This is a genomic window from Mycobacterium triplex (assembly GCF_000689255.1).
In the GTDB taxonomy this organism is placed as follows: domain Bacteria; phylum Actinomycetota; class Actinomycetes; order Mycobacteriales; family Mycobacteriaceae; genus Mycobacterium; species Mycobacterium triplex.
In genome coordinates, this window is record NZ_HG964446.1 from 2,951,053 (window position 1) to 2,963,936 (window position 12,884).

Consider the following 12,884-nt stretch of genomic DNA (forward strand, 5'->3'; position numbering starts at 1 on the left):
CGATGGACCTGCACGCGCTGCTCGCCGAGGCGTCGACAATTCTCGACGCCGCGGTGGAGCCGTTCGTGGCCGGCCATCGCGCCGACTCGGCGGTTCGCAAGAAGGGCAACGATTTCGCCACCCAGGTCGATCTCGCGATCGAGCGGCAGGTCGTCGCCGCGCTGCAGGCCGCCACCGGAATTGGGGTGCACGGCGAGGAGTTCGGTGGCACACCGGTCGATTCGCCGTGGGTGTGGGTGCTGGACCCGATCGACGGCACCTTCAACTACGCCGCCGGATCACCGATGGCCGCGATACTGCTGGGCCTGCTGCACGATGGCGAGCCGGTGGCCGGCCTGACCTGGATTCCGTTCACCGACGACCGGTACACGGCCGTCGCCGAGGGGCCGCTGGTGAAAAACGGTGTGGCACAGCCCTCGTTGACTCATACGCCGCTGGCCGAGGGGCTGATCGGCGTCGGCACATTCAACGCCGATTCCCGGGGCCGATTCCCCGGACGGTACCGGCTTGCGGTGCTGGAGAGACTGAGCCGGGTGTCCTCGCGGCTGCGCATGCACGGCTCTACCGGTATCGACCTGGTCTATGTCGCCGACGGAATCCTGGCCGGCGCAGTCTATTTCGGCGGCCAGGTGTGGGATCACGCGGCGGGGATCGCACAGGTCCGGGCCGCCGGGGGCACCGTCTCTGATCTCGCCGGTCGACCATGGACCCCCGCGTCACGGTCGGTGCTGGCCGCGGCCCCCGGCGCGTACGAAGAGATCCTCGAGATTCTGCGCAGCGCCGGCCGACCGGAGGATTACTGAGATGCATACGGGTACCGACCTTGCCGTGCGGGTGATTCCGTGCCTGGACGTCGACGACGGGCGGGTCGTCAAGGGGGTCAACTTCGAGAACCTGCGCGACGCTGGTGACCCCGTCGAACTCGCCGCCGCCTACGACGCCGAAGGTGCCGACGAGCTGACCTTTCTCGACGTGACCGCGTCGTCGTCGGGCCGCGCGACGATGCTGGACGTGGTGCGCCACACCGCCGAGCAGGTGTTCATTCCGCTGACGGTCGGCGGCGGCGTGCGCACCGTGGCCGACGTGGACGTCTTGCTGCGGGCCGGGGCGGACAAGGTTTCGGTGAACACCGCCGCGATCGCCCGCCCCGACCTATTGGCGGAGATGTCAAGGCAATTCGGCTCGCAATGCATCGTGCTGTCCGTCGACGCCCGCACGGTGCCGCCCGGTTCGGCGCCGACGCCGTCGGGCTGGGAGGTCACCACGCACGGCGGCCGGCGCGGCACCGGCATCGACGCCGTCGAGTGGGCGGCCCGCGGCGCCGATCTCGGGGTGGGGGAGATTCTGCTCAACTCGATGGACGCCGACGGCACCAAGGCGGGTTTCGATCTGGCGATGCTGCGCGCGGTGCGCGCCGCGGTCACGGTTCCGGTCATCGCCAGCGGCGGGGCCGGCGCGGTTGACCATTTCGCACCGGCGGTCGAGGCGGGGGCCGATGCGGTGTTGGCGGCCAGCGTCTTTCACTTTCGCGAGCTGACGATCGGACAGGTCAAGGCGGCGATGGCCGCGGACGGGATCACGGTGCGATGACGCTGGACCCGGATATCGCCGCGCGCCTCAAGCGCAATGCCGACGGATTGTTCACCGCGGTCGTACAGGAGCGGGGCAGCGGCGACGTGCTGATGGTGGCCTGGATGGACGACGAGGCGTTGGCCCGCACCCTGGAAACCCGTGAGGCGACCTACTTTTCGCGATCTCGCGGCGAGCAGTGGATCAAGGGTGCGACGTCGGGTCACACCCAGCACGTGCACTCGGTGCGCCTGGACTGCGACGGCGACGCCGTGCTGTTGAGTGTCGACCAGGTCGGCGCCGCGTGCCACACCGGAGACCACAGCTGCTTCGACGCCGATACGCTGCTGGCACCCGAGGATTAACGTGCGGCGCCCGGCCCAGCGGGCGCCGGCCGACGATTTCGGTGAGAATGGGCGGACGATGCGCGAACGGATCTCGTGGAACGTCGTGGTGCCGCTGGTCGCCGTCGTCACGCTGGCACTGACCTGGGGCACGCCGCCGGGACCCTCGCTCGCGGTGCTGGAGGCGGTACTTCTGATCGGCGGCGTGCTGGCCGCAGTACACCATGCCGAGGTGGTCGCGCACCGGGTAGGCGAGCCGTTCGGGTCGCTGGTGCTCGCCGCGGCGGTGACCGTCATCGAGCTCGCGCTGATCATCGAGTTGATGGCCTCCGGCGGCAACGAGGCCGCCACGCTGGCCCGCGACACCGCGTTCGCGGCCCTGATGATCACCACCAACGGTATTGCCGGGTTGTCGCTGCTGCTGGGTTCGCACCGGTACGGCGTGACGTTGTTCAACCCGCACGGCAGCGGTGCGGCGTTGGCGACACTCACCACGCTGGCGACCCTGAGCCTGGCGCTGCCCAGCTTCACCATCACCGGGGGTCGTCAGGAATTCTCGCCCGGGCAGCTCGAATTCGCCGCCGTTGCCTCGTTGCTGCTGTACCTGCTGTTCGTCTTCACCCAGACGGTGCGGCACCGCGACTTCTTTCTGCCGGTCGCGCAGCGGGGCCAGCAGAGCCCATTCGACGAGGAAAGCCACGCCGAACCGCCAAGCAACGCCGCGGCGCTGCGCAGCCTGGGGCTGCTGGTGGTGGCGCTGCTCGCGGTGGTGGGCCTGGCCGAACAGGAGTCGCCGGCCGTCGAGAAACTGGTGTCGGCGGCGGGCTTCCCGCACTCGTTCGTCGGCGTCGTGATCGCGGCACTGGTGTTGCTGCCGGAGACGCTGGCGGCGGTGCGAGCGGCGCGTCAGGGCCGCATCCAGACCAGCCTCAACCTCGCCTACGGCTCGGCGATGGCCAGCATCGGGCTCACCATTCCCGGTATCGCGCTGGCGTCGATCTGGATCGAGGGACCGCTGATTCTCGGGCTGGGCCCGACTCAGTTGGTGCTGTTCGCGCTGACCGTGGTGATCAGCATGCTCACCGTGATACCCGGCCGGGCGACCCGGCTGCAGGGCGAGGTCCATCTGGTGTTGCTGGCCGCGTTCGTGTTTCTCGCGATCATCCCGTAATCACAAGCAGCGCAATCGATTACGCCGACGAACGGGCTCGCAGCGTCTGCAGTGCCTGGTCGGCGTGGGCGTCCATGCTGAACTCGCTGGAAATCACGTTGAGCACCTTGCGATCGGTGTCGATCACGAACGTCGTGCGCTTGACCGGCATCAACTTGCCGAGCAGGCCGCGCTTGACGCCGAACTGGGTGGCGACGGTGCCCTCGCTGTCCGACAGCAGCGGGTAGTCGAAGTTCTCCTTGTCGGCGAATTTCGCCTGCTTCTGCACGGCATCGGTGCTGATGCCGATGCGGTTGGCGCCGACCGCCGCGAATTCGGAGGCCAGGTCCCGGAAATGGCAGGCTTCCTTGGTGCACCCAGGAGTCATCGCCGCGGGGTAGAAGAACAGCACCACGGGGCCGTCGGCAAGCAGGGCGCTGAGCTTGCGCGGCGTTCCGGTCTGATCGGGAAGTTCGAAGTCGGCCACTGTGTCACCAGTTTTCATGGGCGTCAGGCTACGCCCTGCGCCCGAGCCCGACGGACGTAACGCCACGGTGAAATTCGGGGCCGAAAGCCGTCGTGGCGTTACGCTCGCGGACTGACCGGGGGGATCTGCGAGGATGGTTTGGTGCATCCTCACCTCGCCGACACGACCTCACGGGAGGAGTTTCGCCTGCTCGCGGCCGGACACCGCTTTGTTCCGGTGACCCGCAAGGTGTTGGCCGACAGCGAGACGCCGCTGTCGGCATACCGCAAGCTGGCCGCCAATCGACCCGGCACTTTCCTGCTGGAGTCCGCTGAGAACGGCCGCTCGTGGTCGCGATGGTCGTTCATCGGCGCGGGATCGCCCTCGGCGTTGACCGTGCGCGACGGCGAAGCGGTGTGGCTGGGTGCGGTTCCGCAGGACGCCCCCACCGGCGGCGACCCGCTGGAGGCGCTGCAGGCCACCCTCGAGCTGCTGGCCACCGCCGCGGTGCCGGGGCTGCCGCCCCTGTCGGGCGGCCTGGTCGGGTTCTTCGCCTACGACATGGTGCGGCGCCTGGAACGCCTGCCGGAAATGGCCGTCGACGATCTGGCGCTGCCGGACATGCTGATGCTGCTGGCCACGGATGTGGCGGCGGTCGACCACCACGAGGGCACGATCACGCTGATCGCCAACGCCGTGAACTGGAACGGCACCGACGAGCGGGTCGACGAGGCCTACGACGACGCCGTCGCGCGCCTGGACGTGATGACCGAGGCGCTGGGTCAGGCGCTGCCGTCGACGGTGGCCACCTTCAGCAGGCCCGAGCCGGAGTACCGGGCGCAGCGCACCGTCGAGGAATACGGGAAGATCGTCGACTACCTCGTCGACCAGATCGCGGCCGGCGAAGCCTTCCAGGTGGTGCCGTCGCAGCGCTTCGAGATGGACACCGACGTCGACCCGATCGACGTGTACCGGATCCTGCGGGTGACCAACCCGAGCCCGTACATGTATCTGCTTCACGTGCCGAATAGTGCTGGGGTGACGGACTTTTCGATCGTCGGGTCCAGCCCGGAAGCGCTCGTCACCGTCGTCGACGGCCGCGCGACGACGCATCCGATCGCCGGCACCCGGTGGCGGGGAGCCAACGAGGAAGAAGACCAGCTGCTGGAAAAGGAGCTGCTGGAAGACGACAAGGAACGCGCCGAGCACCTGATGCTGGTCGACCTCGGCCGCAACGACCTCGGCCGGGTCTGCACGCCCGGCACGGTCCGGGTCGAGGATTACAGCCACATCGAGCGCTACAGCCACGTGATGCACCTGGTCTCCACGGTGACGGGCACGCTCGGCGCGGGCCGTACCGCGCTGGACGCGGTCACGGCCTGCTTTCCGGCCGGCACGCTGTCCGGAGCGCCCAAGGTGCGGGCCATGGAGCTGATCGAAGAGGTGGAGAAGACGCGCCGCGGCGTCTACGGCGGTGTGCTCGGATACCTCGACTTCGCCGGTAACGCCGATTTCGCGATCGCGATCCGTACCGCGCTGATGCGCGACGGCACCGCGTACGTCCAGGCCGGCGGTGGCGTCGTCGCCGACTCCAACGGCCCCTACGAGTACACCGAGGCCAGCAACAAGGCGCGCGCGGTGCTCAATGCCATCGCCGCGGCGCAGACGCTCAGCGCCCCGGACGCCGCCCGCAATGGCTGATGTTCGGCCGGACCGGCGGGCCCGGCTGACGATCGGCATCGCCCAGTTGCTGCTCGTCATCGCCGCGGGCCTGCTGTGGACGGCCTCGCGGCTGCCGTGGGTCGTGATCCGGTCGTTCGACGGGCTGGGGCCGCCCAAGGAGGTGATCCTGGCCGGTGCGGCGTGGTCGACGGCCCTGTTGCCGTTGGCGCTGCTGATGCTGGCCACGGCCGTTGCGGCGCTGGCGGTGCGGGGCTGGGCGCTGCGTGCGGTGGCGGGGCTGCTGGCGGTGATCAGCCTGGCGATCGGCTATCTGGGCGTCAGCCTGTGGGTGTTGCGGGACGTAGCGGTGCGAGGAACCGAACTCGCCCACATTTCGCTGGTGACGCTGGTGGGCAGCGAGCGCCGCTACGCCGGAGCGGGGTTCGCGGTGGGCGCCGCGGTGTGCACGTTGGTCGCGGCTGTGCTGTTGATGCGGTCGGCGATGTCGGCGCGCGACGGGGCAAAAAAGTACGCCGCGCCGGCGACCCGGCGCTCAATCGCGAGACGCGAGGGCGCCGACGGGGCGATGCTGGAGGAGCCGGGGGCCCCAGAGATGTCGGAGCGGATGATCTGGGACGCACTCGATGAGGGGCACGACCCGACCGATCGGCCCCGCGGGTCTGACACCGAGGGTCGGTGACGGGTCGCGAGCCGACGGTCGCTACCCTTCATTGACGTCGTCGAAATCGGCTCGAAACCGGTTAGGTGACCGTGAGCGACGTGTGGAAGGGAAATGACAGGTATGAGTCCGGCGACTGTCCTTGACTCCATCCTTGAGGGAGTTCGGGCGGATGTTGCCGCGCGCGAAGCCCGTATCCCGCTTCCCGAGATCAAAGCGGCCGCCGCCGCGGCGCCTCCGCCTCTTGACGTGATGGCCGCGCTGCGCGAGCCCGGCATCGGCGTCATCGCCGAAGTCAAGCGCGCCAGTCCGTCGGCGGGTTCGCTAGCGCCCATTGCCGATCCGGCCAAGCTGGCCCAGGCCTACGAAGACGGCGGCGCGCGGGTCATCAGCGTGCTGACCGAGCAGCGGCGCTTCAACGGCTCGCTCGACGACCTGGACGCGGTTCGGGCCGCCGTCTCGATTCCGGTCTTGCGCAAAGACTTTGTGGTGCAGCCCTATCAGATTCATGAGGCGCGCGCGCACGGCGCCGACATGTTGCTGCTGATCGTCGCCGCCCTGGAGCAGTCGGCGCTGGCGGCGATGCTCGACCGCACCGAATCGCTCGGTATGACAGCGCTTGTCGAGGTCCATACCGAGAAAGAAGCGGACCGCGCACTCAAGGCCGGCGCCAACGTGATCGGGGTCAATGCCCGCGATCTCAAGACGCTGGAGGTGGACCGGGACAGCTTCTCGCGGATCGCTCCCGGACTGCCCAGCAACGTGATCCGGATCGCCGAGTCCGGTGTGCGGGGGACCGCGGACCTGTTGGCCTATGCCGGCGCCGGCGCTGACGCCGTCCTCGTCGGTGAGGGTCTGGTCAAAAGTGGCGACCCGCGTGCCGCGGTTGCCGATCTGGTGACCGCGGGCACCCATCCGTCCTGTCCGAAACCGGCTCGTTAGTTCTCAAGAGCCCTGCGTTGTAACGTTGAACCCCATGAGCCATCTCCGCGTTGAGCATTGGTGATGGTGGATCTATCTCGCCCCGCCCTTCCGCTTTCCAGCGCGGCCATTTCCGAACCCACCCGGCACGACCCCGACGCGGGTGGGCATTTCGGTGTGTTTGGCGGGCGCTACGTCGCCGAGGCGTTGATGGCGGTGATCGAAGAAGTCACCGCCGCCTACGAGAAGGAACGCGTCAATCCCGAATTCCTGGATCTGCTGGACGACTTGCAGGCCAACTACGCGGGCCGGCCGTCGCCGCTCTACGAGGCCACTCGCCTGAGCGAACACGCCGGCTCCGCGCGCCTGTTTCTCAAGCGAGAAGACCTGAACCACACCGGTTCTCACAAAATCAACAACGTGCTGGGACAGGCGTTGCTGGCCAAGAGAATGGGCAAGACCCGGGTGATCGCCGAGACCGGCGCCGGGCAGCACGGCGTGGCCACGGCCACCGCCTGCGCATTGCTCGGCCTGGAGTGTGTGATCTACATGGGTGCCGTCGACACGGCGCGCCAAGCGCTCAACGTGGCGCGGATGCGACTGCTGGGCTCCGAGGTCGTCTCGGTCGACACGGGATCGCAAACACTGAAGGACGCCATCAACGAGGCGTTCCGGGATTGGGTCACCAACGCCGACAGCACGTACTACTGCTTTGGCACCGCGGCGGGGCCGCACCCCTTCCCGACCATGGTCCGCGATTTCCAGCGCATCATCGGGCTGGAGGCGCGTGCGCAGATCCAAGCGCAGGCGGGCCGGCTGCCCGACGCCGTGACGGCGTGCGTCGGTGGGGGATCCAACGCGATCGGAATCTTTCACGCCTTCATCGACGACCCCGGGGTGCGGCTGGTCGGCTACGAGGCCGCGGGTGACGGCGTCGAGACCGGCAGGCACGCCGCGACATTCACCGGTGGTTCACCCGGTGCCTTCCAGGGGTCGTTCTCGTATCTGCTGCAGGACGAAGACGGTCAGACGATCGAATCCCATTCGATTTCAGCGGGTTTGGACTATCCCGGAGTGGGCCCGGAGCACGCCTGGCTCCGGCAGACCGGGCGCGCCGAATACCGGCCGATCACCGACGCCGAGGCGATGGACGCGTTTCGCCTGTTGTGCCGGACCGAAGGCATCATCCCGGCCATCGAATCCGCGCACGCCGTCGCCGGTGCCGTTCAGCTCGGCAACGAATTGGGCAGCGGCGCAGTCATTGTGGTGAACCTGTCCGGCCGCGGCGACAAGGACGTCGAGACGGCGGCGAAATGGTTCGGTCTGATGGACTCCCAGGACAAGCGATGACGGTGGAGCAGAGCCAGGCCAGCAGGCTGGCACCGCTTTTCGACGCGTGCCGGACCGAAAACCGCGCCGCGCTGATCGGCTATCTGCCGACGGGCTATCCCGATGTACGGACATCGGTGGACGCGATGACCGCGCTGGTCGAATCGGGTTGCGACCTTGTCGAAGTCGGGGTTCCGTATTCCGATCCCGGTATGGACGGCCCGACCATCGCCAGGGCCACCGAGGCCGCGCTGCGCGGGGGAGTGCGCGTGCGTGACACGCTGGCCGCGGTCGAGGCGATCAGCTTGGCCGGTGGTCGCGCGGTGGTCATGACGTACTGGAACCCGGTGCTGCGCTACGGGGTTGACGCGTTCGCGCGGGACCTGGCATCGGCGGGCGGGCACGGGCTCATCACGCCGGACCTGATCCCCGATGAAGCCCAAGAGTGGATGGCCGCGTCCGAGGCGCATCACCTGGATCGGATCTTTCTGGTCGCGCCGTCGTCGACACCGCAGCGTCTGGTGACCACGATCGAGGCGTCGCGCGGATTCGTCTACGCCGCCTCGACGATGGGTGTGACCGGGGCCCGTGATGCGGTGTCGAACGCCGCGCCCGAATTGGTGAGCAGGGTCAAAGCGGTGTCCGAAATCCCGGTTGGCGTGGGCCTCGGCGTGCGATCGCGCGAGCAGGCTGCGCAGATCGGCGGCTACGCCGACGGGGTGATCGTCGGTTCGGCCTTGGTATCGGCGCTCGCGGACGGTCTGCCTAGCTTGCGTGCCTTGACCCAGGAATTGGCCGAAGGTGTGCGAGTGTCGACATCATGACGATGCTGCCCACGTATTTCCCTAGCCCACCGCAAGGTGTCTGGCACCTTGGGCCGTTGCCGATTCGCGCGTACGCACTGTTCATCATCGCCGGAATCGTGGTCGCGCTGATGATCGGCGACCGGCGCTGGGCAGCGCGCGGCGGGCAGCGCGGGGTGATTTACGACATCGCGCTGTGGGTGGTGCCGTTCGGGTTGATCGGCGGCCGGCTCTATCACCTGGCCACCGACTGGCGCACGTATTGGGGCCCGGGTGGTGCCGGGTTCGGCGCGGCGGCTCGGATCTGGGACGGCGGCTTGGGCATTTGGGGCGCGGTCGCGCTCGGTGTACTCGGGGCGTGGATCGGTTGCCGGCGGCACGGAATTCCGTTGCCGGCCTTCCTCGACTCCCTTGCCCCGGGAGTCATCTTGGCCCAAGCCATCGGGCGGCTCGGGAACTACTTCAACCAGGAGCTGTACGGCCGGGAAACCACGCTGCCGTGGGGTCTGGAAATCTTCTATCGCCGCGATCCTTCGGGATACATCGACCCGCATTCGCTTGACGGGGTGTCGACCGGGCAGCTCGCGGTCGTCGTGCAACCGACGTTTCTGTACGAATTGCTGTGGAACGTCCTGGTTTTCGTGATTCTGATCTACATCGATCGCCGCTACGCGATCGGTCACGGCCGGCTCTTTGCCAGCTACGTCGCGCTCTACTGCGTCGGGCGCTTCTGGGTCGAGCTGCTGCGTGACGACACCGCCACACATATCGCCGGTATCCGGATCAACTCGTTTACTTCGACTTTCGTGTTCATCGGCGCCGTCGTGTACATCGTTCTGGCGCCGAAGGGCCGCGAAGATCCCGAGAGTTTGCGTGGCAAGGACCACGCGGCTGACGAGGAATCCGAGCCCGAAATCGAGCCGACGGAGGAACCGGCCAGTGTGGCTGCGGCTTCGGTGGCCGCGGCAGCTGCCGGGGCGGAGGCGGCCGGCGCGGACGGTTCAGCGGCGTCGGAGGAAACGGCGAAGGCCGAGGAGGCGGAAGCCGAAGAGGCTGAGGAGCCTGAAGGCGCCGAGGAGCCGGCCGCCGAAGAGGCCGAAGCCGAGGAGCCCGAGGAGCCTGAAGCACAGGAGCATAGAGCCGAAGAGCCCGAAGCTGCCCCTGAGGAGGCAAAGACCGAAGAGCCGGCGTCTGAGGAGCCGGAGGCAGAGCGCGAAGACGCCGAAGAGCCAGCCGCCGAGGAGCCGGAAGCGGAAGAGGCCGAAGCGGCCGAGCCTGAGGAGGCAGGCGCCGAGGAACCAGCGCCCGAAGAAGCCGAGGCCCGAGAAACCGAGGCCGAGGGAACCGAGGCATCCGACGCCGACAAATTGGACGCAGATACCGAAACTGCCGAGCCCGAAGCTGCGGCCGGCGAACCGGACGAGGCCGCCGAAACCGAGGAGAGCGAGCCGGAGCCGGCCGCTGCCGTCGACGTGACATCCGAAGAACCAGCGGCGGAAACGGCCGGCGGCGACGACACGGAAACTCGGCGCCGCTGGCCACTGCGACGGCGGAGCCGGCGTTCGGGCGGCTAGCAAACCCTGGGGTACACGCAGTTCATCTGGCATGCTGAAACGGTGACCGAACCGTCGTGGAGCGATGGCCCAAACCCAGGCGCACCACCACCGCAGCCGTCGGGATACCCACCGCCGTACCCGCAATACCAGCCGTACCCGGGCACTGGCGGGTACGACCCGGCGGCGCCGTACGGCCGTCACCCGGTGACGGGACTGCCGTATTCGGACAAGTCGAAGACCATCGCCGGTCTGCTGCAGCTGCTCAGCCTGGTCGGCATCGGCGGAATCGGTCGCTTCTACATCGGCGACGTCGGGCTGGGCGTCGCGCAACTGCTCGTGGGCCTGCTGACCTGCGGAATCGGTCTGCTCTGGAGCATCATCGACGCCATCCTGATCTTGACCGACAAGGTAAACGACCCGCACGGTCGACCACTGCGCGATGGAACCTGACCCGGCTTCCCGCGCGGCGGCCCAGCGTGATCACCACGGCCGCTACATCGCCGTTGGCACCGGCCTGCTGCTGGCCGGAGCGCTCGGCTATGTCGGGTCGGTGGACCCGCGCGACGCGAATTCGGCGTACCCGCACTGCCCGTTCAAATGGCTCACCGGCTGGGATTGCCCCTTGTGCGGCGGGCTTCGGATGACCCATGACCTGCTGCACGGCCACCTGGCGGCCAGCATCTACGACAACGTCTTCCTGCTGGTCGGTCTCCCGGTGTTGGCCGCGTTTCTGCTGGTGCGGTGGCGGCAGGGCCGGCGACCACTGCTGCCCATACCGGCGGTGATAACGATCACTGTCGGCGCGATCGCGTGGACGGTGTTGCGCAATGTGCCGGGGTTTCCGCTGGTTCCGACGATGCTCGGCGGGTAGCCGGGCACCAAAACGCCCGGCCGCCCGGCGTCGTGATTTCCCGGTGGCTCAACGCGCGGTCACCTTCGGGTCACCCCGGCAAGCGGCCGCACGACTAAGCTGTTCGGCGTGAGTAGACGCGGGAAGATCGTCTGCACCCTCGGCCCTGCAACCCAAACGGACGAGCTCACTCTGGCGCTGGTCGAGGCCGGAATGGACGTCGCCCGAATGAACTTCAGCCACGGCGACTACGCCGATCACAAGGCCGCATACGAGCGGGTACGTGCCGCCTCGGATGCCACCGGGCGCGCCGTCGGTGTGCTCGCCGACCTGCAAGGCCCGAAGATCAGGCTCGGGCGCTTCGCCACGGGCTCGACCTACTGGGCCGACGGCGAAACGATCCGGATCACCGTCGAAGACTGCGAAGGAACCCACGACCGGGTATCGACCACCTACAAGACGTTGTCGAAGGACGCCGCGGTCGGTGACCGGGTCCTGGTCGACGACGGCAAGGTCGGGCTCGTCGTCGAGGCCATCGACGGAGACGACGTCGTCTGCACCGTGGTCGAGGGCGGCCCGGTGAGCAACAACAAGGGCATGTCGCTGCCCGGGATGAACGTGTCCGCACCGGCGTTGTCGGACAAGGACATCGACGATCTGACCTTCGCACTGGACCTGGGCGTCGACCTGGTGGCGCTGTCGTTCGTGCGTTCGCCGTCGGACGTCGAACTGGTGCACGAGGTGATGGATCGGATCGGCCGGCGGGTGCCGGTGATCGCCAAGCTGGAGAAGCCGGAAGCCGTCGACAACCTCGAAGCGATCGTGCTGGCCTTCGACGGCATCATGGTGGCGCGCGGCGACCTCGGCGTCGAGCTGCCGCTGGAAGAGGTTCCGCTGGTGCAGAAGCGGGCCATTCAGATGGCCCGGGAGAACGCCAAGCCCGTCATCGTCGCCACCCAGATGCTCGAGTCGATGATCGAAAGCTCGCGGCCCACCCGCGCCGAGGCCTCCGACGTAGCCAACGCCGTGCTCGACGGCGCCGACGCGGTGATGCTGTCCGGGGAGACCTCGGTCGGCAAGTACCCGCTGGCCGCGGTCCGCACGATGGCGCGGATCGTGACCGCCGTCGAGGACAACTCGACGGCCGCTCCGCCGCTGACCCACGTGCCGCGCACCAAGCGGGGAGTCATCTCCTATGCCGCCCGCGACATCGGCGAGCGGCTCGACGCCAAGGCATTGGTCGCGTTCACCCAGTCCGGCGACACCGTGAAGCGGTTGGCGCGCCTGCACACCCCGTTGCCGCTGCTCGCCTTTACGGCCTGGCCCGAGGTGCGCAGCCAGCTGGCGATGACGTGGGGCACCGAGACGTTCATCGTGCCCATCATGGATTCCACCGACGAGATGATCCGTCAGGCCGATAAATCGCTGCTCGAGCTGGGCCGATACAAGCGGGGGGACCTGGTGGTGATCGTCGCCGGCGCCCCGCCTGGCACAGTAGGGTCAACCAATTTGATCCACGTCCACCGAATCGGGGAGGACGACCTCTAACCCGCAA

General features: G+C 68.0%; 14 protein-coding genes. 13 read left to right on the plus strand and 1 reads right to left on the minus strand.

Features of this window, described 5'->3' with window-relative positions:
• Window positions 1–2: 2 nt before the first annotated feature.
• Genes BN973_RS13755 through BN973_RS13770 form a run of 4 tightly spaced genes read left to right on the plus strand, consistent with a single transcriptional unit; the run spans window position 3 to window position 3,084 of the window.
• On the plus strand, window positions 3–803 hold the full coding sequence (locus BN973_RS13755; RefSeq protein ID WP_036468821.1) for an inositol monophosphatase family protein: 801 nt from the start codon (window positions 3–5) through the stop codon (window positions 801–803).
• Window position 804: 1 nt separating this feature from the next.
• Window positions 805–1,590, plus strand: a complete 786-nt coding sequence (gene hisF / locus BN973_RS13760) for an imidazole glycerol phosphate synthase subunit HisF (RefSeq protein ID WP_036468822.1) — start codon at window positions 805–807, stop codon at window positions 1,588–1,590.
• A complete protein-coding gene (gene hisI, locus BN973_RS13765; RefSeq protein WP_036468823.1) occupies window positions 1,587–1,934 on the plus strand; it encodes a phosphoribosyl-AMP cyclohydrolase in 348 nt (115 codons plus the stop codon). The genes hisF and hisI overlap by 4 nt, the downstream gene beginning before the upstream one ends.
• Window positions 1,935–1,992: 58 nt before the next feature.
• Complete coding sequence (locus BN973_RS13770; protein WP_036472393.1) at window positions 1,993–3,084, plus strand: calcium:cation antiporter; 1,092 nt, start codon at window positions 1,993–1,995, stop codon at window positions 3,082–3,084.
• Between the two features lie 19 nt (window positions 3,085–3,103).
• Here BN973_RS13770 and BN973_RS13775 read toward each other — a convergent pair whose 3' ends face one another.
• Window positions 3,104–3,568, minus strand: coding sequence for a peroxiredoxin (locus BN973_RS13775; protein ID WP_036468824.1), 465 nt, complete (start codon window positions 3,566–3,568; stop codon window positions 3,104–3,106).
• Between the two features lie 123 nt (window positions 3,569–3,691).
• Between BN973_RS13775 and BN973_RS13780 the strand changes: the two genes are divergently transcribed.
• From BN973_RS13780 to pyk, 9 genes are all read left to right on the plus strand, one after another.
• Complete coding sequence (locus BN973_RS13780) at window positions 3,692–5,230, plus strand: anthranilate synthase component I (protein WP_036472394.1); 1,539 nt, start codon at window positions 3,692–3,694, stop codon at window positions 5,228–5,230.
• Window positions 5,223–5,891 (plus strand): TIGR02234 family membrane protein, encoded by a 669-nt coding sequence (locus BN973_RS13785; protein ID WP_036468826.1) that lies wholly within the window; start codon window positions 5,223–5,225, stop codon window positions 5,889–5,891. The genes BN973_RS13780 and BN973_RS13785 overlap by 8 nt, the downstream gene beginning before the upstream one ends.
• A gap of 102 nt (window positions 5,892–5,993) precedes the next feature.
• Window positions 5,994–6,812: an indole-3-glycerol phosphate synthase TrpC gene (trpC, locus tag BN973_RS13790; RefSeq protein WP_036468828.1), complete on the plus strand. Its 819-nt coding sequence runs from the start codon at window positions 5,994–5,996 to the stop codon at window positions 6,810–6,812.
• 60 nt (window positions 6,813–6,872) lie between these two features.
• Window positions 6,873–8,141 (plus strand): tryptophan synthase subunit beta, encoded by a 1,269-nt coding sequence (trpB, locus tag BN973_RS13795; RefSeq protein WP_198048927.1) that lies wholly within the window; start codon window positions 6,873–6,875, stop codon window positions 8,139–8,141.
• Complete coding sequence (trpA, locus tag BN973_RS13800; protein ID WP_051641247.1) at window positions 8,138–8,944, plus strand: tryptophan synthase subunit alpha; 807 nt, start codon at window positions 8,138–8,140, stop codon at window positions 8,942–8,944. Before trpB ends, trpA begins: the two co-directional genes overlap by 4 nt.
• Window positions 8,941–10,497, plus strand: a complete 1,557-nt coding sequence (locus tag BN973_RS13805) for a prolipoprotein diacylglyceryl transferase (protein WP_036468834.1) — start codon at window positions 8,941–8,943, stop codon at window positions 10,495–10,497. Before trpA ends, BN973_RS13805 begins: the two co-directional genes overlap by 4 nt.
• 42 nt (window positions 10,498–10,539) lie before the next feature.
• Window positions 10,540–10,929 carry a TM2 domain-containing protein gene (locus BN973_RS13810; RefSeq protein WP_036468835.1) on the plus strand — a complete coding sequence of 130 codons (390 nt, stop codon included), beginning with the start codon at window positions 10,540–10,542 and terminating at the stop codon, window positions 10,927–10,929.
• Window positions 10,919–11,350 (plus strand): DUF2752 domain-containing protein, encoded by a 432-nt coding sequence (locus BN973_RS13815; RefSeq protein WP_036468836.1) that lies wholly within the window; start codon window positions 10,919–10,921, stop codon window positions 11,348–11,350. The genes BN973_RS13810 and BN973_RS13815 overlap by 11 nt, the downstream gene beginning before the upstream one ends.
• 108 nt (window positions 11,351–11,458) lie before the next feature.
• Window positions 11,459–12,877, plus strand: a complete 1,419-nt coding sequence (pyk, locus tag BN973_RS13820) for a pyruvate kinase (protein WP_036468837.1) — start codon at window positions 11,459–11,461, stop codon at window positions 12,875–12,877.
• The last annotated feature ends 7 nt before the right edge of the window (window positions 12,878–12,884 follow it).

Excerpts from the sequence above, each read along its gene's own strand:
- BN973_RS13755 (WP_036468821.1), top strand. The coding sequence starts at position 3 with ATGGACCTGCACGCGCTGCTCGCCGAGGCGTCGACAATTCTCGACGCC.
- hisF (WP_036468822.1), top strand. The coding sequence starts at position 805 with ATGCATACGGGTACCGACCTTGCCGTGCGGGTGATTCCGTGCCTGGAC.
- hisI (WP_036468823.1), top strand. The coding sequence starts at position 1,587 with ATGACGCTGGACCCGGATATCGCCGCGCGCCTCAAGCGCAATGCCGAC.
- BN973_RS13770 (WP_036472393.1), top strand. The coding sequence starts at position 1,993 with ATGCGCGAACGGATCTCGTGGAACGTCGTGGTGCCGCTGGTCGCCGTC.
- BN973_RS13775 (WP_036468824.1), bottom strand. The coding sequence starts at position 3,568 with ATGAAAACTGGTGACACAGTGGCCGACTTCGAACTTCCCGATCAGACC.
- BN973_RS13785 (WP_036468826.1), top strand. The coding sequence starts at position 5,223 with ATGGCTGATGTTCGGCCGGACCGGCGGGCCCGGCTGACGATCGGCATC.
- trpC (WP_036468828.1), top strand. The coding sequence starts at position 5,994 with ATGAGTCCGGCGACTGTCCTTGACTCCATCCTTGAGGGAGTTCGGGCG.
- trpA (WP_051641247.1), top strand. The coding sequence starts at position 8,138 with ATGACGGTGGAGCAGAGCCAGGCCAGCAGGCTGGCACCGCTTTTCGAC.
- BN973_RS13805 (WP_036468834.1), top strand. The coding sequence starts at position 8,941 with ATGACGATGCTGCCCACGTATTTCCCTAGCCCACCGCAAGGTGTCTGG.
- BN973_RS13815 (WP_036468836.1), top strand. The coding sequence starts at position 10,919 with ATGGAACCTGACCCGGCTTCCCGCGCGGCGGCCCAGCGTGATCACCAC.